This window comes from Fictibacillus arsenicus (assembly GCF_001999465.1).
GTDB lineage: Bacteria > Bacillota > Bacilli > Bacillales > Fictibacillaceae > Fictibacillus > Fictibacillus arsenicus.
Genome location: NZ_MQMF01000004.1, coordinates 14,411 through 39,274, shown reverse-complemented (window position 1 = coordinate 39,274; position 24,864 = coordinate 14,411). Strand labels below are relative to the sequence as shown.

The 24,864-nt window shown below is 40.4% G+C and carries 29 protein-coding genes; 16 read left to right on the top strand and 13 right to left on the bottom strand.

Annotated features, from left to right (window positions below; all coding sequences use genetic code 11):
- Nucleotides 1-677 precede the first annotated feature (677 nt).
- Together rlmD and UN64_RS16410 are read left to right on the top strand one after the other, a co-directional pair.
- The gene (rlmD, locus tag UN64_RS16415) at nt 678-2,066 is read left to right on the top strand and encodes a 23S rRNA (uracil(1939)-C(5))-methyltransferase RlmD (protein WP_077364755.1); all 1,389 of its coding nucleotides are present in this window, start codon (nt 678-680) and stop codon (nt 2,064-2,066) included.
- Between the two features lie 27 nt (nt 2,067-2,093).
- Nucleotides 2,094-2,657 (top strand): sugar O-acetyltransferase, encoded by a 564-nt coding sequence (locus UN64_RS16410; RefSeq protein WP_077364753.1) that lies wholly within the window; start codon nt 2,094-2,096, stop codon nt 2,655-2,657.
- Between the two features lie 231 nt (nt 2,658-2,888).
- On the opposite strand, the gene UN64_RS16405 is transcribed toward UN64_RS16410, so the two are convergent.
- From UN64_RS16405 to UN64_RS16390, 5 genes are all read right to left on the bottom strand, one after another.
- Complete coding sequence (locus UN64_RS16405; RefSeq protein ID WP_077364751.1) at nt 2,889-3,053, bottom strand: YfhD family protein; 165 nt, start codon at nt 3,051-3,053, stop codon at nt 2,889-2,891.
- Nucleotides 3,054-3,172: 119 nt separating this feature from the next.
- On the bottom strand, nt 3,173-3,310 hold the full coding sequence (locus tag UN64_RS20990; RefSeq protein WP_156774208.1) for a hypothetical protein: 138 nt from the start codon (nt 3,308-3,310) through the stop codon (nt 3,173-3,175).
- A 279-nt stretch (nt 3,311-3,589) separates the two neighbouring features.
- Entirely contained in the window at nt 3,590-4,150 is a 561-nt protein-coding gene (locus tag UN64_RS16400) for a GNAT family N-acetyltransferase (protein ID WP_077364749.1), read from the bottom strand.
- 251 nt (nt 4,151-4,401) lie between these two features.
- Nucleotides 4,402-5,532, bottom strand: coding sequence for an amidohydrolase (locus tag UN64_RS16395; RefSeq protein ID WP_077364747.1), 1,131 nt, complete (start codon nt 5,530-5,532; stop codon nt 4,402-4,404).
- A 30-nt stretch (nt 5,533-5,562) separates the two neighbouring features.
- Nucleotides 5,563-6,468: a TIGR01777 family oxidoreductase gene (locus UN64_RS16390; RefSeq protein WP_077364745.1), complete on the bottom strand. Its 906-nt coding sequence runs from the start codon at nt 6,466-6,468 to the stop codon at nt 5,563-5,565.
- 140 nt (nt 6,469-6,608) lie between these two features.
- Here UN64_RS16390 and recX point away from each other — a divergent pair, with 140 nt between their 5' ends.
- Nucleotides 6,609-7,424 carry a recombination regulator RecX gene (gene recX / locus UN64_RS16385; protein ID WP_077364743.1) on the top strand — a complete coding sequence of 272 codons (816 nt, stop codon included), beginning with the start codon at nt 6,609-6,611 and terminating at the stop codon, nt 7,422-7,424.
- Here recX and UN64_RS16380 read toward each other — a convergent pair.
- Nucleotides 7,411-8,091 (bottom strand): SDR family NAD(P)-dependent oxidoreductase, encoded by a 681-nt coding sequence (locus tag UN64_RS16380; protein WP_306460386.1) that lies wholly within the window; start codon nt 8,089-8,091, stop codon nt 7,411-7,413. The genes recX and UN64_RS16380 overlap by 14 nt on opposite strands.
- 61 nt (nt 8,092-8,152) lie before the next feature.
- On the opposite strand from UN64_RS16380, the gene UN64_RS16375 reads away from it, so the two are divergent.
- Nucleotides 8,153-8,458 (top strand): YfhH family protein, encoded by a 306-nt coding sequence (locus UN64_RS16375; RefSeq protein ID WP_077364738.1) that lies wholly within the window; start codon nt 8,153-8,155, stop codon nt 8,456-8,458.
- Nucleotides 8,459-8,689: 231 nt separating this feature from the next.
- Here UN64_RS16375 and UN64_RS16370 read toward each other — a convergent pair whose 3' ends face one another.
- Together UN64_RS16370 and sspK are read right to left on the bottom strand one after the other, a co-directional pair.
- Nucleotides 8,690-8,857: a YpzG family protein gene (locus tag UN64_RS16370; RefSeq protein WP_077364736.1), complete on the bottom strand. Its 168-nt coding sequence runs from the start codon at nt 8,855-8,857 to the stop codon at nt 8,690-8,692.
- Nucleotides 8,858-8,896: 39 nt separating this feature from the next.
- Complete coding sequence (sspK, locus tag UN64_RS16365; RefSeq protein WP_066286185.1) at nt 8,897-9,052, bottom strand: small, acid-soluble spore protein K; 156 nt, start codon at nt 9,050-9,052, stop codon at nt 8,897-8,899.
- A 101-nt stretch (nt 9,053-9,153) separates the two neighbouring features.
- Between sspK and UN64_RS16360 the strand changes: the two genes are divergently transcribed.
- On the top strand, nt 9,154-9,420 hold the full coding sequence (locus UN64_RS16360) for a YfhJ family protein (protein ID WP_077364734.1): 267 nt from the start codon (nt 9,154-9,156) through the stop codon (nt 9,418-9,420).
- Nucleotides 9,421-9,434: 14 nt separating this feature from the next.
- Here the strand turns inward: UN64_RS16360 and UN64_RS16355 are convergent, their stop codons facing one another.
- Nucleotides 9,435-10,436, bottom strand: a complete 1,002-nt coding sequence (locus UN64_RS16355; protein ID WP_077364732.1) for a metal-dependent hydrolase — start codon at nt 10,434-10,436, stop codon at nt 9,435-9,437.
- A gap of 38 nt (nt 10,437-10,474) precedes the next feature.
- Between UN64_RS16355 and UN64_RS16350 the strand changes: the two genes are divergently transcribed.
- From UN64_RS16350 to UN64_RS16340, 3 genes are read left to right on the top strand one after another with little or no spacing between them, the layout of a single operon-like run.
- Nucleotides 10,475-10,789, top strand: a complete 315-nt coding sequence (locus UN64_RS16350; RefSeq protein ID WP_077364730.1) for a hypothetical protein — start codon at nt 10,475-10,477, stop codon at nt 10,787-10,789.
- A gap of 1 nt (nt 10,790) precedes the next feature.
- Nucleotides 10,791-11,906 carry an A/G-specific adenine glycosylase gene (mutY, locus tag UN64_RS16345; RefSeq protein ID WP_245802062.1) on the top strand — a complete coding sequence of 372 codons (1,116 nt, stop codon included), beginning with the start codon at nt 10,791-10,793 and terminating at the stop codon, nt 11,904-11,906.
- Nucleotides 11,903-12,658, top strand: a complete 756-nt coding sequence (locus tag UN64_RS16340) for an SDR family NAD(P)-dependent oxidoreductase (RefSeq protein WP_077364726.1) — start codon at nt 11,903-11,905, stop codon at nt 12,656-12,658. The genes mutY and UN64_RS16340 overlap by 4 nt, the downstream gene beginning before the upstream one ends.
- A gap of 261 nt (nt 12,659-12,919) precedes the next feature.
- On the opposite strand, the gene UN64_RS16335 is transcribed toward UN64_RS16340, so the two are convergent.
- Nucleotides 12,920-13,144 (bottom strand): hypothetical protein, encoded by a 225-nt coding sequence (locus UN64_RS16335; protein WP_066286205.1) that lies wholly within the window; start codon nt 13,142-13,144, stop codon nt 12,920-12,922.
- A 142-nt stretch (nt 13,145-13,286) separates the two neighbouring features.
- Between UN64_RS16335 and UN64_RS16330 the strand changes: the two genes are divergently transcribed.
- The 8 genes from UN64_RS16330 to UN64_RS16295 all read left to right on the top strand — a co-directional run bounded on the left by UN64_RS16330 (nt 13,287) and on the right by UN64_RS16295 (nt 22,379).
- Complete coding sequence (locus tag UN64_RS16330; RefSeq protein ID WP_066286207.1) at nt 13,287-13,475, top strand: gamma-type small acid-soluble spore protein; 189 nt, start codon at nt 13,287-13,289, stop codon at nt 13,473-13,475.
- A gap of 660 nt (nt 13,476-14,135) precedes the next feature.
- Entirely contained in the window at nt 14,136-14,663 is a 528-nt protein-coding gene (gene ntdP / locus UN64_RS16325; RefSeq protein WP_077364724.1) for a nucleoside tri-diphosphate phosphatase, read from the top strand.
- 108 nt (nt 14,664-14,771) lie between these two features.
- Nucleotides 14,772-16,514 (top strand): ABC transporter ATP-binding protein, encoded by a 1,743-nt coding sequence (locus UN64_RS16320; protein WP_077364722.1) that lies wholly within the window; start codon nt 14,772-14,774, stop codon nt 16,512-16,514.
- 213 nt (nt 16,515-16,727) lie between these two features.
- Nucleotides 16,728-17,735 (top strand): ABC transporter ATP-binding protein, encoded by a 1,008-nt coding sequence (locus UN64_RS16315; protein WP_077364720.1) that lies wholly within the window; start codon nt 16,728-16,730, stop codon nt 17,733-17,735.
- Nucleotides 17,710-18,684, top strand: a complete 975-nt coding sequence (locus tag UN64_RS16310) for an ABC transporter ATP-binding protein (protein WP_077364718.1) — start codon at nt 17,710-17,712, stop codon at nt 18,682-18,684. Before UN64_RS16315 ends, UN64_RS16310 begins: the two co-directional genes overlap by 26 nt.
- Before the next feature lie 59 nt (nt 18,685-18,743).
- Entirely contained in the window at nt 18,744-20,345 is a 1,602-nt protein-coding gene (locus tag UN64_RS16305; protein WP_077364716.1) for an ABC transporter substrate-binding protein, read from the top strand.
- A 101-nt stretch (nt 20,346-20,446) separates the two neighbouring features.
- Nucleotides 20,447-21,451: an ABC transporter permease gene (locus UN64_RS16300; protein ID WP_077364714.1), complete on the top strand. Its 1,005-nt coding sequence runs from the start codon at nt 20,447-20,449 to the stop codon at nt 21,449-21,451.
- 13 nt (nt 21,452-21,464) lie between these two features.
- Nucleotides 21,465-22,379: an ABC transporter permease gene (locus UN64_RS16295; RefSeq protein WP_077364712.1), complete on the top strand. Its 915-nt coding sequence runs from the start codon at nt 21,465-21,467 to the stop codon at nt 22,377-22,379.
- 44 nt (nt 22,380-22,423) lie between these two features.
- On the opposite strand, the gene UN64_RS16290 is transcribed toward UN64_RS16295, so the two are convergent.
- The 3 genes from UN64_RS16290 to UN64_RS16285 all read right to left on the bottom strand — a co-directional run bounded on the left by UN64_RS16290 (nt 22,424) and on the right by UN64_RS16285 (nt 24,762).
- Nucleotides 22,424-23,317: a nuclease-related domain-containing protein gene (locus UN64_RS16290; RefSeq protein WP_245802072.1), complete on the bottom strand. Its 894-nt coding sequence runs from the start codon at nt 23,315-23,317 to the stop codon at nt 22,424-22,426.
- 207 nt (nt 23,318-23,524) lie between these two features.
- Nucleotides 23,525-23,662, bottom strand: a complete 138-nt coding sequence (locus UN64_RS20985; RefSeq protein ID WP_171978949.1) for a hypothetical protein — start codon at nt 23,660-23,662, stop codon at nt 23,525-23,527.
- Between the two features lie 29 nt (nt 23,663-23,691).
- On the bottom strand, nt 23,692-24,762 hold the full coding sequence (locus UN64_RS16285) for an FUSC family protein (protein WP_077365180.1): 1,071 nt from the start codon (nt 24,760-24,762) through the stop codon (nt 23,692-23,694).
- Nucleotides 24,763-24,864: the final 102 nt, after the last annotated feature.

The following is a 24,864-nucleotide window of genomic DNA, read 5'->3' as shown; positions in this document are numbered from 1 at the left end:
AAAGTAGTTGGTTTCCGTTCCAGGCTGCTCGCTTTCCGCGGGGCAGGCGGTGAGCCACATCCATACGTTTCACTTTTAAGTGTCTCACTGCCCGCCTGTCCCGCAGGACAAGGAAGGCTCCGGCAGCGATATATCGCACGAAGAAAATGTGATTTTCATTTTCGAGGAGTCTCGCACCTTCCACTCCAACCAACTAACAAAGAAGATAAGTATTTGAAAGCAACAATATTTTAGAAAAGAGCGTAGTAAAAAATTATTTTATACTTTCAACTCAACGTTATCTAAGTAAATGGTATGGCTGCCAACAGGAGTATGCGTACTTTTCCCAAGAAGAAATTTAGCTCTGACCTTGTATCTTCCCTATGTTTGGCTGAATAACCCTTTCGTTTTTAATTTGGCAGAAGTATAATCATATGTTCTTGAATTTTGTTAAATTCATCGGACCAGGTGAGGGACCACTTCTTTTTGTCCTTTTCTTTTTTATTTACAGTAGCATCTTCTTTTGGATTGGCTATAGCCCCTATGGGTTTTATCTCTATTCAATCGGTATAAAGTGATATATTTGATTTTTCAAAAAAACTCACTGCCTATTTAAGTGTAGATGAAGTTGGTAGAAGCGGTTCGTTTCGTCTACAATAAGAAAAGCAACTTCTTAGCGAAGAAATGAGTGAAAAAATATGAAATATACAAAGCAAGAAAATCCAATCATGAAAATCGGTCAAACGTTTCCGCTTTCGATCAAACGACTCGGAATCAATGGAGAAGGAATCGGATTTTATAAACGCCAGGTGGTATTTGTTCCTGGTGCTCTTCCTGGTGAAGAAATTCAGGTGGAAATCACAAAAGTTTTCCCAAACAGAGCAGAGGGGAAAATTAAAAAGATTAAAAAGAAGTCAAAAAACCGGACAACTCCGCCATGCCCGATTTATGAGGAGTGCGGAGGATGCCAGCTTCAGCATTTAACCTATCCGTCACAGTTAAAAGAAAAAAGAGATATTGTGGCTCAGGCGTTTGAACGATACACCAAAATTTCTAAAGAGAAACTTCCTCTAGAGAAAACGATTGGAATGAAAGAACCATGGTATTACCGAAACAAGAGCCAGTTTCAAGTAGGCAAAATAAATGATACAGTCATCGCTGGGCTATACAGCAGCAATTCTCATAAACTGATCAATATTGATCACTGCCTGGTTCAGCACGAAGATACCAACATTGTAACGAACAAGGTTAAACAGATCATACGCGATCTTAACCTTCCTGTTTATAACGAAAGAAAACGTACAGGGAGCATAAGAACAATTGTGGTTCGTACTGCTTTTCGTACCGATCAAATACAGCTTGTTCTTGTTACTGCTACAGAAGCTTTTCCTAAAAAAGAACTTTTCATAGCAGAGGTCAAAAAACGTCTTCCGCAAGTAACTTCGTTTGTTCAAAATGTTAATGAAGAAAAAACATCATTAATTTTTGGTAATCAAACAGAGGGTGTATACGGTAAAGATACGATAACAGAGCATTTAGGAGATCTTAGCTTTGAACTGTCTGCACGTGCTTTTTTTCAATTAAATCCGCAGCAGACGGTTAAACTTTATGATGAAGTAAAAAAGCAGGCCAAACTGACAGGTAAAGAAAAGGTGGTAGATGCTTATTGCGGTTCAGGAACCATTGGAATGTGGCTAGCTGATGGGGCAAAAGAAGTACGAGGTATGGACATTATTAAAGAATCAATAGAAGATGCAAGAAAGAATGCTGAGAAACATGGAATTACGAATGCCCAGTATGAAGCGGGAAAAGCTGAAAAGCTGCTCCCTAAATGGCTGAAAGAAGGATGGCATCCTGACGTGATCGTTGTAGATCCGCCGAGAACAGGCTGTGATCCAGCATTTCTTGAAACAGTTGCTAAGATAAAACCTAAACGAATGGTCTATGTTTCATGTAATCCTTCAACTTTAGCAAAAGATGTCCACATGTTGATAACTAAAGGATTTGAAGTGGAGAATATAACGCCTGTGGATATGTTTCCGCAAACCGCACAAGTAGAAGCTGTTTGTACGTTGGTCTTAAAATAACACCAGGATAGCATGGGGAGGATTTTTATGACTACAGAAAAAGAAAAGATGATTAACGGCGAAATGTATCTGCCAAATGATCCGCAATTAGAGAAAGAGCGCATAGAAGCCAGAAGGTTAACAAGATTATACAATGCAACTCTCGAGAACGAGGCCGAAAAGAGGAGTAAGCTGATTAAAGAACTATTTGGCTCAACGGATGAAAACATTGGTATAGAGCCTAACTTCAGATGTGATTACGGGTACAACATACATGTTGGGGAAAACTTCTATGCAAACTTTGATTGTACAATCTTAGATGTTTGTAAAGTCAGTATTGGAGATAACTGCATGCTCGCCCCCGGAGTTCACATCTATACGGCAACACATCCATTAGATCCTGATGAACGAAACTCAGGTAAAGAATTTGGAAAGCCTGTTCATATTGGTGATAATGTTTGGCTCGGAGGCGGTTCAATTATTAATCCAGGGGTAAAAATCGGCAACAATGTGGTAATTGCATCTGGAGCAGTAGTTACGAAAGATGTACCAGATAATGCAGTTGTAGGTGGAAATCCAGCAAAAATTATAAAAGAGCTTTCAGTAAAATAATAATTTTATTGCTTTAAAAATTCTGATATATACACACTATCCACATGGTTTTCCACAGAAACTGTGTATAATCCACAATTTTTGCACAGAATTGCACATAATCATTTGTATGGTTAATTAAGTTATTCACAATATACACATAGTTGTTGATAACTTTATCCACAAGTTATGCACTTTGGGAAATTCCTTATATTAAAAAAAGACCTGCTATCCCAGCAGGTCTTTTTGCACTTAGCGACGGCCTTTTTTCTGGCGTCGGTCAGCGGCTTGTGCACGAGCTTGCGCTTCAAGATCGTTTTGATCTGCCAATTCACTTGAGTACTCGACGTCAAGTCCTTTGGCTTGTGAAGCATTAGCTTTGTTGTGCGATGGGGACTTTCGGTTACGTTTTTCCACAAAAATACCTCCTTAAAGATATACAATGTTTGAAACGTAAATCAAAAGCTAGTGAGGAACTTGTCCTCGAACTTAGAATGTGCAGAATACTAAAATCTGATACAGGAAGAATTCACCACTTATGAATAGTCTTCATTTGTCATTTCTTTAGTTTCTGCAACAGATTCTGCAGATTTTAATTCCTCTTTGTAAGTGACTTCTTGCGTTTTAGTTAAATCATTATTTCGCTCTTTAGCTTCACGTTTGCTGCTTTTCATAATAAAGACCTCCTTAAAATAAATAGCTAAAATTTGTTTAGCTTTTTTTATAAATACCTCATTGACAAGTTGATTGGAGTGGAAGGTGCGAGACTCCTGCGGGACAGGCGGGCAGGTAAGACACTTAAAAGTGAAACGTACAAATGTGGCTCACCGCCTGCCCCGCGGAAAGCGAGCATCCTGCAACGGAAATCAACTTCTTTCATGAAACAAAAAAACCACCCTCAAAAGGTGAGGGTGGTCTTAGTATGTGCAAGCTTTATTAACTTGTTTCGTGTATTAAGCTTCCTTTAATTGCTCTTCTGCCACTTCAAGCGGCTGAGTACGAAGCTGATGCATCAAATAGTTATCTTTTTCAATCTGATAAAGGTTATAAATTTCTTCGCCTTGATTGAGCTGGTCGTAAATATCCTTACGTGTTTCATTTGCAAGTGTCACATAAGGAATTTTTTCTGCAGCTTTTTGTGAGCGAACGTTTACCTTTCGGATTCTCATAAATACGGTATGAATATCCCTTTCATAAAATAACTCAGAAAAAAATGCTTCTTTTGCTAAGTTATTATAACCCTTGCCAAAGTATGGCTGACCGATCCAAGTTCCAAGAAACCCGTAACCATCTTGAACATCGAATAGATTAATGGTGCCGATAGGATTATGCCACTCATCCAAAATCGTTCTGGAAATGATTTTTCCTTGGTCTTCTTCCTCAATCGTTTGCTTCGTTAAGAACATGAATTCTTCAAAAGAAGCAGCTTTTTGACGTACAAAAGGGAAGACGTCTGGGTGCACCATTAAATTGTAAAGAACATGACTGTCTGATAAATCACGCTTTTTCAACAATTTAATCCCTCCTAGAGGGCAGAATTATCCCCCACCCTCGAATTAAGAATAAAAATTAATTCGGGGTGGGAATCGAACCCACTAGGACCAGTCATAGCTGGTGGCGCACCAATTGCCTTCCCTTGCTCAGTATTTAATTTATGAAAATAATTTTGGTGTTCAAAAGAGCACTTTTAAGTTAAACCGGATTATTTGAAATCCGCATGTTGCTCTTCTTGTATCATAAGACATTTTTCTAAAAAAGAAAATAGTTATTTTGTAGATTTTTTGTAAATTATTTCGCCTTCAATCATCGTCATAACAGGGGTAGCCGAAAAGTGGAACGGATGCTCCGTCCATAAGGATAAATCAGCATCTTTCCCAGGTTCTATACTACCGACACGATTCGCTATTCCAAGGTTTCTGGCAGGTGCAATCGTGATTCCCTCAAGCGCCTTTTTTTCGCTTAATCCTTCCCGTACTGCTATAGCTGCACAAACGTTCAAATATTGGATAGGAATATAAGGATGATCGGTTGTAATCGAAACTTCGACATTATTTTCAGATAGTATGCGATACGTATCCCATGTTTTGTTTTTTAGTTCAATCTTGGACTTTCGGGTTAATGTTGGTCCAACACTGACCTTTAGATTAAGATCTTTCAGCGAATCAGCAATTAAGTGTCCCTCTGTACAATGTTCAATCCGGAAATCCAGGTTAAACTCTTCTGCAAAACGGATGGCTGACAATATATCATCTGCCCGGTGAGCATGAATACGGACAGGTATCTCACGATTTAATGCAGCAACAATCGGAGCGACACGGAGATTATCTTGATAAGCAGAACCTTGGGCTTGATAAAAAGCTTCACGAAGCATACCCATAATTCCCATACGGGTAATGGAATCATTGTGCCGTCCGCTATGGATACGCTTAGGATTCTCTCCTAATGCGATTTTAAGACCAGCCGTTTCTTTAATAATCATTTCCCGTATATCATGACCGTGTGTTTTAATAACTGAAGTCGTGCCTCCAATCACATTTGCGCTTCCAGGCATGATGTGGGCGGTTGTAACCCCGAATCTTACAGCATCTTTAAATGCAATGTCTAGAGGATGACAGCCGTCGATCGCACGAATATGTGGAGTAAGCACCTCATGTGTTTCATTGGCATCATTTCCGGCCCAGCCTGTTCCTTCATCGTATAGACCTAGATGTGTATGTACATCAATAAAGCCTGGGAGGAGATGAAGATTTTCTGCATGTATGATCTCCATATCAGAAGAAGGCTCAATCGATGGTTCAACAGCAATAATCTTGCCGTTTTCAATTAAGACATCTCCTTGTTCCAGCTCAGAGCTCGTAATAGGATATACTTTTGCTTTTTGAATTAACTTTTTCATAATGTGTCACCTGATAAATTGTTTTTATTATCATTGTAACAAATCATGTAAAGCCCCCTTTAGGTGAGGATATTTAAATGAAAAATCTAAGTTTATCGCTTTTTCTGGGAGGACTTGCTGGCCTTTTAGGATCAGCATGCTCATCTCACCAAATATAAGCTTAAAGGCTAATGAAGGGGCAGGCAGCCAGTGTGGCCGGTGCATCACATCTCCTGTAACTTGGCCAAACTCTTTCATCGTGACAGGTCCAGGAGCTGTAACGTTTACGGGACCTTCGTATTTATCGTTCTGTAGCGCTTCTTTTATTAAACGGGCAACATCTTCAACATGCACCCATGAAACCCACTGTTCACCAGATCCTACAGTTCCTCCTGCAAAAAAACGGTACGGAAGAGTTAACTGAGGAAGAACACCTCCGTCATGGCCTAAAATAAGTCCAAAACGGGTAAAAACGGTCCTGCATCCTAGGTCTTTCGCTGCGCTGGCTTTTATTTCCCATGCTTTAACGACTTCAGCTAAAAAGTCAGATCCATGCTGTGTGGTTTGTTCTGTGAATACTTCTTTTTCAGATGTTCCATAATAGCCGATTGCAGATGCGTTGATCCAGACAGAAGGAGGCTCAGAGCGTTTTTTTGCAAGATCTAATAGAGATTCCGTTGCTTTTAAACGGCTGTTTAAAATTTTTTGCTTTTTATCTTCAGTCCATCTGCCATTGATAGATTCACCGGCAAGGTTAATAACTGCATCGATTTTGGGAAGATTTTTTTCTGGCATGCTTTGAGGAGTTAGCCATTCTATATAAGTAACGTTTTCTTGTTTAGGTTTGTTATTTGCATTTCTTGTTAGAATAAAGATTTTATACTGATCTTTAGTGAGTAAATCTGTGATATGTTTCCCCACAAATCCAGTGCCGCCGGATATTAAAATGTTTTTCATAATAGACTCCTCTCAACATTATCTTTATTACTATTTACCTCTTGCTATTCAATTCCCTTGTTCCTATAACGTTAAAAGGGGTATTTTTTCTAACTGGGAGAAGACTTATGTTAAAATATAAGCTGAAAGAAGGTGGGTAGATGGCTGTTATAACAAGGATTTCTGCTCAGCAAAAAAATGATGAACGATTTAATGTATTTATTCAAAAAGGAAAAAAAGAAGAGTTCGCTTTTAGTGTAGATGCTGACGTTTTAATAAAGTTCCAGCTTCAAAAAGGTATGGAGATCGATGAGGATGAATGGCAAGAAATCATCGAAGAAGATGAGTATCGAAAAGCTTTTAATAAAGCACTTCACTTTTTGTCTTATCGAATGCGGACTGTCCATGAAATAGAAGCGTATCTTGAGAAAAAAGAAGTTACTGAGTCCACGATCAAGAGGGTAATCGATAAATTATCAGAGTACGATTTTGTTAATGATAAAACATTTGCGGATTCGTTCGTGAAAACCCGGATGAACACTTCTTTTAAAGGGCCAGGTGCTATCCGCCAGGAGCTTAAGAAAAAGGGCATTGGCGAGGGTGATACTGAAGAGGCGCTAGACCAGTTCACATATGAGGAACAGCTTGAAGCGTCCGTGAAGTTTATTCAAAAACAATTCAGAAGCAATGCAAAACGTTCTGAGAAAGAACAAAAACAAAAAATCGCTCAGCAGCTTCAGCAAAAAGGATTCAATTGGGAAGTGATCGAGATGGCTTTCCAAGAGGCAAAGATCAGCCAGAGTCCTGAAGAAGAAAAAGAAGCCCTGCTGGTTCATGCGAAAAAAGCACATCAAAAATATAAGAAATACAGCGGGTATGAGTACGAATCACGCATGAAACGTTTTCTGTACAGCAAGGGCTTTGATTCCTCTGTTATATCAGAAGTTCTAAATGGAGACGAGCTTAACGATCTATAAAAATTTCTGAACGGTTATCGTCCTGATCAAAAATCATTTTTGCCACGGTTTCTGGAGATTTTAAACGAGAACGGTCTTTGATGTGATCTGTCTCGTTCCAAAATGGCGTATCCATGCCGCCCATATAGACAGCTGTGGGGAATATACCGGTTCCTTCCCATTCTTTAACGAGGCTTTCTGTAAAACCGCGCACGGCAAATTTAGTCGCACAGTAGACAGACTCATTCACTTTACCTCTTAGGCCGGCAGTGGAGATAATGTTCATAACCTTGCCGTAGCCTTGTTTTTGAAATTGAGGGAAAACAGCTTGTGTAGGATAAATCGTTCCATACACATTTGTATTGATCATGAGTTCAATATCGTCTTTTGTTAAGGCATTTAAAGGTTCAAAAACACCAGTTCCGGCGTTGTTTATTAAAAGGTGTACAGATTCTTTTTCAAATATTGCATATAAAGTGGTTTGTACTTGCTCATAATCGGCAACATCGCAAACTTGATAAGAAACGCGATTATCATTTTGTGATAGGGTTTCTACGGCTTGATGAAGTTTCGTTTCTGTTCGTCCGATCAGGCATACATTAAATTCTTTGCTGTATTGCTTTGCTAAAGCCAAGCCAAGACCTGAACCGCCGCCTGTAATGATGACTGTTTTATTCAATATAATCACTCCTATGTAAAGTAGGTTTGAATCCACGTTTCAGCGTACAGAAAAGAGAGGAAAGATTCAAATGGAAAAAAGATTTAGCGAGATGACTGAGTCTGAAATAAGAGCAGAAATTGCTTCTTTAAGGGCAAAGGCACAAAAAGCAGAACAAATGGGCATGGTAAGTGAGTACGCAGTTCATGAACGCAAAATTGCGATGGCTAAATGCTATCTGATGGATCCTGCAACCATTGAAAGCGGAAAAGAATACAACATACAGGGAGATCCGGGATCCACTTTTTCGGTTCTTTACCTAAATGGTATTTTTGCCTGGGGCTATAAAAATAAACAAAGTAATTTAGAGGCACTGCCGATTTCGGTGCTGGAATAACTAAAGGATTTGTAAAAGACTACTTCGACAAGTTGATTGTAGTGGAAGGTGCGAGACTCCTGGGGGACGAGTGTGACAGGTGAGACTCCTATGGCGCAGAGCGGCAGGAGGCTCACCGCACGCCCCCCGGAAAGCGAGCACCTGTAACGGAAATCAACCACTTTCAAGAACAACAAAGCTTTACGAAACATAAATAAAGAAGCGATAACAGGACCGCTTCTTTATTCTTCACTATGAACGCTTACGTGTTTGAATTTCAAGCACATAGTTATTTAATGCTTGCTGGGTCTCCCCATTCACTTGGTTGTATGCATGCTTCGAATTGGCACGCGGAGAGTGAAAGGGGTCAGAATATTTTCCGTTAAATCGTGTTGATGAGAAGTAATCTTTCTTGTTCAACTGATTCACCCCCCAGAATGAAATTCATAACCGCAAGAGTTACTGATCATCTCGGTGTTGATTGGATAAAAACATTCGCTCCTGTGGATGGTCGCGAGTTGATCCATCTGGCCGTTTAGAAGAGAACTCTTCTTTTGCTCTCGGCTCACCTGAGAAGGAGATCCGATTAGGGAAGTTTTTCGATTTATTTCGCATGTGGTATTACCTCCTTTAAATCGGTTCTCAACTAGTATGAAACGTAATAGAAACCTTTATGTGACGGACTTTCTTTAAAAATTGGATAAGGAGGGAGAATAATGGAAGAGCGTTTTGACAGATTAGCAAAAATGCTTCAAAAAGTGAACCCGGGCCTAAGTTATCAAGAATCCAGGGAATGGGTGGAAGGTTTATGGGAAGATTTTGAATCAACCCGGGCAAAAGCAGGCAGGGAATATGAGGGACAAGATGTAACTGAGAAAATGGTGACACAGCTCATTAATTCTTACGGCCACAAGCTGCACGAGTACTTTTCCAGCAACCCAAAATTTCAGCGATTCATTAAAAAAGACGGGCCGATTAACTGAGCCCGTCTCTTTACTTATTCATTGTTGTTTAAAAGATCCATCGGTGAGAAATCCATTTTCTTTTTAAGACGGTCTTCTGAGTAGACCCATCCGGTATAAGATGTGATAATGTTCAGATTTTCATCGAGCTGGACCATGGCCACAAAGGGATAGTGACCTTTACTTCTGTACCTGAGATCAATAAATTGGACCATATGACCATGATCGTTCTTTTCAACTTCCCATCTGTGAACAGGTGAGAAGGAAAGAAAGGCCGAAATATTTTTATCCAATTTTGCCGCATCGACGATTTTTGTCTCCGGAATTGGAAGCCTGTCAAATGTGTCCCAGATCGTCACTTTCCCATTTTTTAAGCCAGCAACGAAAAATTCATGCTTAGATTTAATGGCCAAATGATATTGTCCCCAGCGCATGGTAGGGCTTGCATAAATTTCTTCTGCTTCAGGAATTTTTTCCAAAACAATTTTGTTAACCTTTTGACGAGCAAGAATGCGCCAGATGTAATAAAAGACTAGAATGGCATATACGGTCAAGAACGTGTATCCTGGGTTTACTCCCACATACCAAAGGAGCAGACCGGCGATATGAAGGAAAAAGATAAACGGATCAAAGATGCTGATCACACCTAAAGCAATCCATTTCTTTGATACAGGATACAAGGCTTGTGTGCCATAAGCGTTAAATATATCTACAAAAACATGCAGGAAAACAGCTATAGCGGTCCATAAGAGCAGCTTTCCGCTGTCAGCCTGCGGAACAAATAATGATATAAAGCCGAATAATAGAAGCGGCCAGATCACCAATGCAGGCAGGGAATGAGTTAGACCCCTGTGGTTGCGAATATAGACTGCGTTATTTCTTAGCTTTAGAATAGTATCAAAATCAGGAGCCTGGGAACCGATTAAAGTCCCGGCAAGGATGGCTTGGGATGTCGCTGGATCATTTGCTATTGCAGGGTCCAGCATGGCTAAACCGCCTAATCCCAACCCCATCACAATATGTGTGCCTGTATCCAAGGCGACCACCTCCTATGTAGGGAATGGAGTGAAAGTTAATGTTAACAGTTTTTATGGAGTATAAAGTAAATCCAGAGACACTTCAATCATATGAGTACGAAATGACATCTGTGATTGATGAGCTTAAAAAACTAGGCGCAGCCGATATTCAATGGTACAGGGCTGCGGATCAGCCGTCGCTTTATGTTGAATATTTTAAGGTTATAGATAAAGCAGCATATGAGACGATAAAAGAAAAACGTACGTCTAGAGAGCACCCTGTTTTTTCAAAACTTTTCCCGCTTGTGTCAGGGGGAGCAGAAAAAATTCACTGCTGGGCGTTTGAAAAAATGAACATAAAGGAAGATTTCTAAATTGAACACAACAAGTAATAGTTTATTTTCCCTCGATGCGTCATATGTGAAACAATTTCAAGAACAATTGCTTACTTGGTATAGTGAAAATAAGCGCACTCTGCCTTGGCGAGAAAACCAGGATCCCTACCGTGTCTGGGTATCCGAAATCATGCTTCAGCAAACAAGAGTAGATACTGTTATTCCTTATTTCGAACGGTTTACCAGCCTCTTTCCTACCCTTGAAGATCTTGCTTATGCTGATGAAGAGAAAGTACTTAAAGCTTGGGAGGGTTTAGGTTATTATTCCCGAGTTCGAAACTTACAAACCGCTGTAAAAGAAGTATGCGAATCTTATGGCGGAAAAGTGCCTGATACACCAAAGGAAATTGCGGGTTTGAAAGGTGTTGGACCTTATACGGCAGGAGCTATTTTAAGTATTGCATATGGAATTCCTGAGCCTGCTGTCGATGGCAACGTGATGCGTGTTTTATCGAGAATACTTTTAATAGATGAAGATATCAGTAAGCCGAGAACCCGGATCTTATTTGAAAAAGGAGTTCGTGAACTTATATCTCATGAGGATCCATCCTCTTTTAATCAAGCGATGATGGAGCTTGGTGCATTGATCTGTACTCCGAAATCACCAGCGTGTTTGCTGTGTCCAATGAGAGAGCTTTGTAAAGGTTTCAATCAGGGAATGCAGCATGAGCTCCCTGTTAAGCTTGGGAAAACAAAGGTCAGAAAAGCAAAGATGTCTGCAGGAATTTTAAGTGGAGAAGATGGACGTTTCCTTATTCACAAAAGACCTTCAGAAGGTCTGCTCGCAAACATGTGGGAGTTTCCGAATACGGAATATGTTGGTGAAAACAAGAATGCAGAAACAGAAGCATTAAAAGGATATTTGGATCAAAATATTGGCGTTAAGGTTGTTCTTGAGGAAAAGGCAGGCTATATTGAGCATGTTTTTTCACACTTAAAATGGGAAATCAATATATGGCAAGGAAAACTGCTAGAAGATATTGAAGAGCTGCCGAAGGATTGGAAGTGGGTAACAGCAGACGAACTGGATCAGTATCCATTCCCTGTTTCTCATCAAAAAATTATCCGGCTTATAAAGGAGGAAATCATTGTATGAATTTAGAACTTGAAGGAAAATCAGTCCTCGTTACAGGCGGATCTAAAGGCATCGGCCAGGCGATTGCTTATGCATTTTTAGAAGAAGGCGCAAAAGTTGGAATTGTCGGAAGGACCTTGAGTGATTTGGAATCGGCTCAAAAAGAAGGCATCGAGATTTTTCAAGGGGACGTAACGAACGAAAAGGATCGCGAGCGAGTAATGAAAGACTTCTTGGAGAAGTTTGGTACGATTAATGTCCTCGTTAACAATGCGGGCGGCAGCAATGGATCAACGGTAATGGAAACAAGCATGGAGCAGTTTGAAGAAGCGATGCATCTGAACTTTTTGTCAGCTGTGGACTTAAGCAAGAAAGCTGCCGAAGTGATGAGTGGGAATGCTGATGGTGGAGCTATTATTAATATTTCATCTATCTTCGGCCGGGAATCAGGCGGAAAGCCAACTTATAACGCAAGTAAAGCGGCAATGATCTCCTTCACGAAATCATTTGGTGATGAAATGATTTCAAAAGGTGTTCGTGTTAATGGGGTAGCTCCTGGTTCAATTTTGCATGAAACCGGAAATTGGAAAAAAAGATTGGAACATGATCCTGAGAAAATAAATGCTTTCGTTGAAGAACATATTGCGGCTGGACGTTTTGGTACAGTGGAAGAAGTTGCAAATGTTGCAGTATTTTTAGCGTCTAAGAAAGCTTCTTGGGTCGTTGGCAGTACACTGAACGTCGATGGCGGACAGTCTTATAGCAATTTTTAATGGAAATATGAAAAACAAGCCCCGCGGAAACGCTGGGGCTTGTTTTTATGCTCGCCATACGGAATTTATGCTCGCCATACGGAATTTATGCTCGCCATACGGAATTTATGCTCGCCATACGGAATTTATGCTCGCCATACGGAATTTATGCTCGCCATACGGAATTTATGCTCGCCATACGGAATTTATGCTCGCCATACGATTTTATGAGCACCCATAAATTAAAAAGATCCCCAGCATACGCTTGGGGATCCACCTTAATCAATCATATTTAACTTCGGTCCCGTGTGTCCAATCCGCTTCACCGCGCTTTAAGCCGCCGCGAGCTTCGATTTCTTTTATGATCTCTCTGTGAATACTTGTGCCTTCTTCGTTTAGATAAGGAGCCATCTGCTGCAGAGAGTGATGAAAATAGGCGAGTTCTTCGTCTTTCCATTCATTTTTGCTGGTCATACTCAATTCGGTCATATCTCTTCCTACATACATGATTTCAATCCTCCTTAAATTAATGTAATCATTCATTTATCCCCCAATTTTTAAACTTTTAATACTGGAAATATCTATTAATAAAAACTCCTTATAAAACACGTCTGCCCCGGGTAAATTATATTTCGTGGAGGTGAAAAACATGGACAAACAACAACAACAAAGACAACAACAAGCTTCTAAGACAAACGCTCAACAAGTTCGTCAACAAAACCAACAGTCTCAAGCTGGTCAATCTTACGGAACTGAATTTGCTAGCGAAACTAACGCTCAGGAAGTTCGTCAGCAAAACCAACAGTCTCAACAAGGTAAGAACCAACAACAAAAATAACCTCTATCCCAAGAATGCTCCCTAATCACTAGGGGGCATTTTTTGGTTTATTTTTTTATTTAAAGGGTTTTTTCTAAAGGATTGTTGCTTTTGGTTTTTATTTCTCTCTTCATCTGCAAGTTGATTGGAGCGCAAGGTGCGTGCCTACCACCTGGGAAGCTTCTCGCTAGGAAGCTCACTTCAGTAGCATTTACTTTTTGACGCAGGAGCAAGGATACTTCCTTGAAGCGGTCAGGATGAGACTCCTAATGGCACAAAGCGGCAGGAGGCTCACCGCACGCCACGTGGAAAGCGAGCACCTGGAACGGAAATCAACCACATTCAAGAGCAACAATGAATAAGAAAAAGCCAATTAAAAACCAGTACGTTTTCTATACATAACCGATGGGAATACTAATAAAGCGGAATTATTATAAAAAAGGCGTTTATTTTTAAAAAACAGGGACAAGTACATTTCCAAACTATTCTTAAAACGATATAATAAAGTAGAGAAAAAAAGCGTGTTTTGTAAGAAAGTAATGAACGGGAATAAAAAAACAAACGTAGAACGAGGTTTAAACATGGAGCTGGTGAATTACCGACAAATGGTTTGAAGAAAGGAGAGTCAGCAACTCAATAGGTAACATTAGCTTCCGGAACTCGGGCAGAAAGGAGAGAGAGATGAGTTTTCCTGCAACCGGAAGTATAATCAATATTCAAAGCTACAAACATAATGGCTACCTCCACCGTAACTGGGAGGATACTGTCATTCTGAAAGGGACTCCCAGTCAGGTTATCTGCGGTAACGACCGAATCTTGGTTACCGAATCTGACGGCCGTCAATGGCGGACAAGAGAACCTGCTATATGCTATTTTAATTCCAAGCAGTGGTTTAATGTGATCGGCATGATACGGGAAGATGGTATTTATTATTACTGCAACCTTGGCTCCCCTTTTATGTGGGACAAGGAAGCTTTAAAGTATATTGATTATGATTTAGATATTAAAGTCTTTCCAGATGGAACTTATATCTTATTAGATGAAGACGAATATGAGCTTCACAAAAGAATGATGAGGTATCCGAGTCAGCTGGATACGATCATTCAAAAAAATCTTCAAGAGTTAATCATGATGGTTACACAGAAAAAAGGACCTTTTGAACCTGGATTTGTGGAACAATGGTATGAAAGATATTTAGAATTTCGTTAAAAAGGAAAACCTGTTGAATAGTCAGCGGGTTATCCTTTTTTTACTCATTACGAGAATAACTTGGCAGATGCCAAGTTTTCTTTATGAATACAGAATGGTGTGATATGCATGGATAGTATTAAGCGATATTTGGCTTTTGTAAAACCCTATAAGTGGCAGATCTTCTGGACAATTTTAATTGGTCTTGCCAAATTCGGGATTCCTTTAATGACTCCCCTCATCCTCAAATATGTGGTGGACGACATTATTCAGACCTCATTGCCATTTGATGAAAAGATGAATAAGCTGTATTGGCTGATGGGCGGTGCCGCTGTTATATTTGTTGTTCTTCGTCCGCCGATTGAATATTGGAGACAATATTATGCGCAGTGGGTCGGAAGTAAAATTCTTTATGATATTCGTGATAAGATGTTTGATCATATTCAGCGGTTAAGTCTTCGCTTCTATTCAAACAACAAATCAGGAGAGATTATCTCAAGAGTGATTCATGATGTAGAACAGACGAAAACGTTTGTTATCACCGGCCTTATGAATATATGGCTTGATATGGCAACCATTATTATAGCTGTAGCCATTATGTTTTCCATGGACTTCTGGCTCACCATCGTCGCCTTATCGATGCTACCGGTCTATGCGTTTTCGGTAAAATTTTTCTATGCCCGTCTTCGCCAGCTGACGAAAGACCGTTCACAGGCACTTGCTGAAGTTCAAGGTCATCTGCATGAACGTGTTCAAGGGATGTCAGTTATTCGAAGCTTTGCGCTGGAAGATCATGAACAAGTTCAGTTTGATAAACGAAACACGAAATTTTTAAATAAAGCAATGGATCATACAAAGTGGAACGCAAAAACATTCTCTGTTGTTAACACAGTAACAGACATTGCTCCACTGCTTGTAATCGGATTTGCTGCCTATCAGGCCATCAGCGGGAACATCACGATCGGTGCCTTAGTAGCTTTTGTTGCTTATATGGACAGGCTATATAATCCTTTAAGACGTCTTGTAAATTCATCAACCACACTCACACAATCCATTGCTTCAATGGACAGAATGTTTGAATTTTTGGATGAATCCTATGATATTGAGGATAAGCCTAGAGCAAAGCCTCTTAACAATGTAAAAGGAGCATTGGACTTTGAAAATGTTTCTTTTACCTATAATGAGGAAGAAGCAGATGTACTGCATAACGTCTCGTTATCTGTTGCACCTGGGGAAACGATAGCCCTGGTCGGTATGAGCGGGGGAGGAAAGTCCTCGTTAATTAGTTTGATTCCGAGGTTTTACGATGTAACAGAAGGCAGCATCAAGCTTGATGGCACAGATATACGCAATTTTCAGGTAAGGTCTTTACGCGATAAAATCGGTATGGTTCTGCAGGATAATATTTTGTTCAGTGAGTCTGTTCGCGCGAATATCCTCATGGGAAATCCAGATGCTACAGACGATGAGATGATCTCTGCCGCTAAAGCAGCGAATGCACATGATTTTATAATGAATTTGCCGCAAGGATACGATACTAAAATAGGAGAGCGGGGAGTAAAGCTCTCAGGCGGCCAAAAGCAGCGTGTTGCTATCTCAAGGGTATTCCTGAAAAATCCGCCGATTCTTATTTTAGACGAAGCAACCTCTGCACTTGATTTAGAAAGTGAGCATCTTATTCAAGAAGCGCTTGAAAAGCTTGCAAAAGACCGTACAACGTTCATCGTTGCACATCGGTTGTCTACAATCACTCATGCTGACCGTATCATTGTTATTGATCATGGTAAGATCGCCGAAATAGGAAAACACAAAGAATTAATGGAAAAGCAAGGTCCGTATTATGATTTATTTACGGTTCAACAATTGAGTTAATGTATGAAAAGACTGGCAGATGCCGGTCTTTTTTTTGTAATCTTTTATGAAATTAATCCAATAAAGTAAGGTCTTATTACCTACATCTTGAGAAGTATTTGTCGATTATTCTGAAAATTAATTATTGTCAAAATGTCAGAGTAGTGTCATAATTCACAACAGAGAAGTAATATTCTAGGAAATTTGACAGCTTAGAGAAAGGAGTGAGATCTCATGGGGAATCCTGTTTTAGAAGTTAAGAATCTGAAAACTTCTTTCCTGACAGAGGATGGTGCAATTCCAGCTGTTGACGGTGTCGATTTTCACATCAATTCCGGCGAAGTATTAGGGATAGTTGGTGAGTCCGGATGCGGTAAAAGCGTAACATCACTATCTGTTATGGGCTTAGTACCTACCCCGCCTGGGAAGATCGAAGGGGAAATTCTCTTTAAAGGTGAAAATCTTGCTTCTGCACCAGAAAAAAGGATGCGGCAAATTAGAGGCAATGAGATCGGAATGATTTTTCAGGAGCCGATGACAAGCTTGAATCCGGTTATCACAATCGGTGACCAGCTTATTGAATCACTGCGCATACATAGGAAATGGTCAAAAAAAGAAGCAATGGGCAAAGCAATTGAAATGCTTAAGCTGGTTGGATTGGCAAGAGCTGAAGAGCTTGTAAAAGAGTATCCGCATCAGTTATCGGGAGGTATGCGTCAGCGCGTTATGATCGCGATGGCCATGATCTGTGACCCGAAGCTTCTAATCGCGGACGAGCCTACAACTGCTCTTGATGTAACGATTCAAGCCCAAATTCTAGATTTAATGAAGCGGTTAAACAAGGAAACTGATACAGCCATTATGATGATAACTCATGATCTTGGTGTTGTTGCTGAAATGTGTGAACGTGTAGTTGTTATGTACGCTGGAAAAGTAGTTGAAGAGGGCGATGTGAAGACCATCTTTCAAAACCCGCAACATCCATATACAGTTGGACTGATTAAATCAGTACCAGATATGAGGGAGAAGGTTGGAAGGCTTTATTCCATCCCTGGGAATGTTCCAAAGCCTGGTTCCATAAAGTCAGGCTGCTCATTTGCACCGCGCTGCGAACATGCGGGAACAAGATGCATATCTGAAACTCCTTATCTTAAAACTCAAGAAGACAGCCATCAAGTGAGATGCTGGCTTTATGATGAGAAGGGAGTGAACCTGCATGAGTCAGACACAGCCATTGGTTAAAGTAGAAAATCTTAAAATGCATTTTCCTATTAAAGGCGGAGTGCTTGGCAAACAAGTCGGCGAAGTAAAGGCTGTAGATGGTATTTCCTTTTTTATTAAAAAAGGAGAAACGCTTGGACTCGTAGGGGAGAGCGGATGCGGCAAGTCCACAACAGGACGAATGCTCTTACGGCTTTTAGAACCTACTGAAGGAAAAATTTACTTCGAAGGCGAAGATATTACTAAACTTTCAACAAACGCGATGAGAAAGAAACGCCGCGAAATGCAGATGGTTTTTCAGGATCCTTTTGCTTCACTCAATCCGCGTCATACGGTTGAAAAGATTTTAGAAGAACCTCTGATCGTACATGGTATGAAAGATAAAGCCGAACGAAAAAGAAGAGTGAAAGAATTACTTGAAGTTGTAGGGCTCTCAAGCTGGCATGCAAAACGTTATCCTCACCAATTTTCAGGAGGACAGCGCCAGCGGATAGGGATTGCAAGAGCTCTTGCCGTAAATCCGAAGCTGATCATAGCGGACGAGCCTGTATCTGCATTGGATGTTTCCATTCAGTCGCAGGTGCTGAACCTGATGCAGGATCTGCAGAAAGAATTCGATTTAACCTACTTGTTCATCGCACATGATCTGGGAGTAGTACGCCATATCAGTGACAGAGTTGGAGTAATGTATCTGGGCCATATCGTGGAGCTTGCCGATAGTGAAAAACTATACGACAACCCGAAACATCCATACACTCAGGCACTATTATCTGCCGTTCCGATTCCAGATGTTGAACATCAAAAGGACCGCGTCATTCTCCAAGGAGATGTACCGAGTCCATCCAATCCGCCAGCCGGCTGTCCGTTTCATACGAGATGCCCTGCAGCGATGGAACATTGTGCATCAGTAAAACCTGTTTTAAAAGAAGTTGCTGAAGGCCACTACGCTGCCTGCCATTTATACGAATAAACGGTAAGCGCGTACATATACACAAAGGCACTATTAAAATGAGAACTGGGGGAAAGAAGATGAAGAAAAGTCTATTAACTTTATTTGCTTTAATGCTTGCTTTATCGCTTGCTTTGGCAGGATGTTCATCAGGCAATGACAGCAGCAACGGTGGAGACGACGAAAAAGTCGATCCGAATAATGTTATGATTTATGGCCGCGGCGGGGACTCCGTTGCACTTGATCCAGCTGTTGTAACAGACGGTGAATCTTTCATCGTTACAGAACAAATCTATGAGCCGCTAGTAAACTACGGCAAAGATAACACAGATATCGTTGCTGGACTTGCTAAAAAGTGGGATATCTCAGAAGATGGCTTAACGTACACATTCACACTTGAAGAAGGCGTTAAGTTCCATGATGGAGAGAAATTCAATGCTGACGCAGTTGTTAAAAACTTCGAGCGCTGGGCAAAGAGTAAAGACGAAGAGAAATTCTACTACTACAAATCTATGTTTGGCGGATTTGAAGGAGACGAAGGCCACGTAATCGAAAGCGTTAAAGCTGATGGCGATAACAAGGTTGTATTCAAGCTTAAGCGTCCTCAAGCTCCGTTCTTAAAGAACGTTGCTATGAGCCCGTTTGCGATTGCAAGCCCTAAGTCATTAGATGGCGATAAGCTAAGCAAAGAGCCAGTAGGAACAGGTCCTTTCAAATTCAAGAGCTGGAAGCCGAATGACACAATCGTTCTTGAAAAGAATGCTGACTATTGGGTAAAAGATCTTCCGAAGCTTGATGGTGTTACATTTAAAGTAATCAAAGATAACTCATCTCGTTTAAACGCATTAACAAAAGGCGAGATCGATCTAATGGATGGTCTAAACCCATCTGATATGAAGAGTGTTTCTGATAATGGCAAACTGCAATTGTTTGAGCGTCCTTCTATGAACGTTGGGTACCTAGGATTTAACGTTGAAAAAGCTCCATTTGACAAGAAAGAAGTACGTCAGGCAATCAGCCACTTGATCGACAAGCAAGCGATCATTGATAACTTCTTTGAAGGAACTGCAGAGCCGGCTAAAAACCCAATGCCTCCTTCAATCAATGGCTATAATGACAGCGTCCAAGACCGTGCTTATGACGAAGCAAAAGCTAAAGAACTTTTAGCTGCAGCTGGTCTTCCTGATGGATTCAAAATGGATCTATGGGCAATGCCTGTAGCACGTCCATATATGCCAAACGGACAAAAAGTAGCGGAAGCAATCCAAGCAAACCTTGCAAAAGTTGGCATCGAAGCTAACATTGTAACGTTTGAGTGGGGTACGTACCTTGAAAAGACACGTAATGGTGAAGCGCCAGTGTTCATGCTAGGCTGGACTGGTGATAATGGAGATGCTGATAACTTCCTTTACACATTGCTTGATAAAGACAACATTGGTTCTAACAACTATTCTCGTTACAAAAACGATGAAGTTCATAAGCTATTGCTAGAAGCGCAATCCAACCCTGATGAAGATGCTCGTGCTGACCTTTACAAGAAAGCACAAGAAATCATTCATGAAGATGCTCCATGGGTACCGCTTGTTCACTCTAAGCCTCAGTTAGCTGGAGCTAGCAAAATTAAAGGATTTGTTCCGCATCCTACAGGATCTCAATCTTTTGCGGAAACATCTTTCGAATAAGGTATGGCGGGGAGTATGGACTTATATCCTGCTCCCCCTTTTTTTGCACTGAAACCTGAAAAACTACTTAACTTGTAATCTTTCCAGAAAGAGGTGACCATATGTTTGCCTATACAATCAGACGGTTAGCAACTCTAGTCCCGGTTCTGTTAGGGATGACCTTTATCGTATTTATGATGATTCGTGCTATACCGGGGAATCCTGCACAGCTAATATTAGGGCAACAGGCGACACAAGATGCTATTGAAGCATTAACAAAACGACTTGGTTTAGATCAGCCATGGTACACACAATTTTTTGCATATATAAAAGGTCTTTTCGCAGGAGATTTAGGTGTTTCTTTAAAAACCAATGTCCCAATCTCTGAAGAAATCTGGCCTTATTTAGCAGCAACGATGGAATTGGCACTTGTGGCAATGATTATTTCAATCGTAGTTGGTGTAAATGCGGGTATCATCTCAGCCTGGTTCCAAAACTCCTGGTTTGATTATTCTGCAATGATACTCGCTTTGGTCGGGGTATCCATGCCTATTTTCTGGCTTGGTTTGATGGAACAATATGTGTTCTCTATACAGTTGGATTGGTTGCCTACAACCGGACGAGATAACATTCGAGTCCCGGTTGACCCGATAACGCACTTATATTTAATTGATACACTGCTTCAAGGCAAAATGGATCAGTTTGTAGAAGTTATCCGCCACCTGATCTTGCCGGGTGTTGCACTAGCAACTATACCAATGGCCATTATTGCAAGAATGACTCGTTCAAGCATGCTTGAAGTAATGCGTTCTGACTACATCCGTACTGCTCGTGCAAAAGGGATGAAAATGTTTTGGGTTGTATACAAACATTCCTTAAAAAATGCAATGATTCCTGTAGTTACAGTTATCGGTTTGCAGACGGGCCTTTTATTAGGCGGCGCGATTTTAACTGAAACAATCTTTGGATGGCCTGGAATTGGAACATATATCTATGATGCGATTTCGTTCCGTGATTATCCTGTTATCCAGTCAGGTATCCTTGTTGTCGCTACAATATTTGTACTCATTAATTTACTCGTAGATCTGCTGTATGCAGCGATCGATCCGAGAATTAAATTTAAGTAGGAGGAATGAAAGCATGTCAGAACAACTAGCCAGATCAACGCCTCCAGTAGTACCGCAACATACGCCTGCACCAGTTGAAGACAAAGCTATTTCTCCTTGGAAAGATGCTTGGAGAAGTTTTAAAAAGAATAAAATCGCTCTTGTTGGTCTATCAATCGTATCGTTTTTTATTTTGATTGCGATTTTTGCAGATTTATTAGCTCCATATAACTATAGAGATGTTAATCTGTCAGACAAACACATCGCGCCATCAGCTGAACACTGGTTTGGTACAGACGAATTTGGGCGTGATATTTTAAGCCGTGTCATACATGGAGCCCGTATTTCTTTATGGGTAGGCTTCTTCTCAGTAGCAGGCTCTGTAATCGTAGGTTCATTGCTCGGTATCGTAGCAGGTTATTACGGAAGATGGGTGGATGGCATCATCTCGCGCATTTTCGATATCTTGCTTGCGTTCCCGAGTATCTTGCTTGCGATCGCTGTAGTATCTGTACTAGGACCATCTTTAAAGAACGCGTTGATCGCGATTGCGATCATCAACGTTCCAACTTTCGGTCGTTTATTGCGTTCAAGGGTGCTTAGTGTAAAAGAAGAAGAATATATCACAGCAGCACGGGCAATCGGTATGAGTGATTTCAGGATTCTGGTTCATCACATCTTGCCAAACAGCTTAGCTCCGATCATCGTTCAAGGAACACTGGCTATCGCAACTGCTATTATTGAAGCAGCAGCTCTTGGGTTCTTGGGGATGGGTGCGCAGCCACCGACTCCAGAGTGGGGGAAAATGCTTGCTGATTCGAAAGACTTCATCATCCAGGCACCATGGACTGTATTGTTCCCAGGTCTGGCAATCATGCTGACAGTATTAGGGTTCAACTTGATGGGTGACGGACTGCGTGATGCACTCGATCCGAGGATGAAGAGCTAAAAAAGTATGGAATGAGGAGGCTTGGCATCTGCCAAGCTCCTTTTTTAATGCTCTTTTTCTAGGAGAGGAGCTAGGTGGTAATGGCGGGATTTTCTGTTGCCGGTATAGGGCAGATTCAGAGAACACAAGATTTGATACGCCTGTTTGTTAGAAGATAGTTTTAAATAGTCTCTGCACTCCTTTGTTGTAATGTTGATAGAAATTAAACACGCATAATCCTCTAATGCTTCAATATGTGCAGTTTTCGATGAAGAATGACATATAGAACAATACCAAGAACCCCGATTATAGTGCATAAGAGACGGAGTACAACTTTGACAAAGTACACCTCTGATAAGATCATCTTTATTTATTTGAAATAGTTCACAAACATCTGGATTGTATAAAGAGCTTGTTTTAGAAAGGTATTTTATTAATTTCTTTATCTGCTTTTGTGTAAGAATAGGAGTGGGATATTTTGAGGTAAGACTTTCAAATTTATGTGGCAGACTTGAACTTTTAATTACTATTTCCGACGCTTCCTTATAAGTGGGAGAGGCATCAATGATTGCGGATGGATGAGTGATGACCACCAGTGTTTCTATAGGAACTGAAGGGATTTTATTTTGTTCGAGAATCTTGGAAAGATGATACTTTTGACGGTTAACCTGTTCGATTGGATTAGAAAAGGAATCTCTTTTGTCGTCATAAGTTCGTATGAGTTGGGAGAAGCGGTTATCAAAAAATAGTGAGCCAGTTAAATTTTTCACCTCAACTATAGTAAGGAAACTAGAAGTAATGAATATGGTATCCATTTGAAAATAATAGCCATCGTGCAGGATGCGAATTCCGTGCAGTAAATGGACATCACTCGGTAAATAACGATAAAAATAGTCTAAAGATTGTTCGCCTTTATAGCCAGATGTATGATTTCTTAATTTTTCTTGAAGTTCATACAGCCTATGATGAGATTGTGGAATGCGCCTGATTAATTTTGATAATTTGGTAATAAAAATCGGTGTTTTTCTCTCGTTTTTAATAAAAATACCTCCTTTATAAAATCTTTCTTTATTCTGCCGTTAAGCTTGATTTAAGTGCAAAAGGTAAAATCATCATAATAAGCGATAAATCTAGATAATTTGAAAGAAAGTGCCCATAATTTCACCTTAAAGGACGATAATTTCACCAAAGTAATCAATAATTTCACCTAAAGTAGTAATATATTGATATTTCAGCCTACCAGATGGCAAGAGTCCGCCAACTGTCAGCCTACGCAATCCGCCAACAAAAAAACCAGCCCCCACAAAAAGGGCTGGTCTCCTTACATCTTCATCTAGTCCTCAAACCGCTGATCTAATTGAACTTCGCTGTCGTCCTGGTGGTAGTTTTTAAAGCTTTCTACCAATGTGTTCAGATGTTCGAGCTGGTCACTGTAATCGATGATCAGCGCGAATACAGGGAATAGCTCAATCCACTCTTCGTTATCAGGACTTTTGTAATAGCTCATGATGCATTTCATAAGAGCCTTCTTGCTGATTTCGTCGTCCATGTCGAGTGTATGCTGTGCTCTGATTTTATCTGTGTATTTAAGCAGCATCTGTTCGTGGAAGTTCGTTAATCCATCGAGCTTCAGCTGAATCAGTTCTTGAAGCGGTTCAGGCATGTTATATAATTCGTTCTCATGCCGGTGCAGGCTCTTCAGCAGCTCCAGAGCTTTGTTGGTCGTCTGGATCATCTGCCTGTAAAGTACAAGCTTCCGTGTTTTTGAATATTTGTTCGTCCTGAAATAAGTTCGTTCTTCTTTATATAATAAATAGTATTGATCCATCTTATAGCGGTTTTCTTTTAGATGAGTCAAATCTTCCTTAATCGCATTATGTTCTGATGCGTGTCTTGTAACCATACGAATCCACTTAATAATTTCATCGGTATGACCTGAGATCTTATAATACAACTTTGTTTCGTATTTAGGAGGCATGAATACCAGGTTTACTAAGAATGCGGATAGGACACCCAGCATAATAAGCAAAAACCGGTCCACAGCAAAACCAATAAAGTTCTCTGTGTGGCTCTCCATGATCACAATTACCGTAACAATTGATAACGGTATTGTTTTTTCAATTTTCATCTTTAAGTTGGCTGCGATAACGAGTACAACGACAAATCCAATTACAAACGGGTTATTACCTAGCAAAACAACAAAAATAATAGCAAAGATTGCACCTACAAGATTCCCTTGAATCTGCTCCAAAATGGTTTGATACGACCTGTAGATGGATGGCTGAATCGCGAATGTTGCAGCGATAGCCGCATAAACCGGCTGATCCAGTTGAAACATCATCGCCAGGTAGATCGATAACGATATGGCTAAACCCGTTTTAATCATTCGGGCTCCTAATTTCATAACTACGATAATTCCTTTCTCATAAAAAATGTTAATAATCTCAAACACTATAAACTGTTTTTTGAGTTTAATCAAGTCAGAGTGTGTTAACAAATTGTGAAA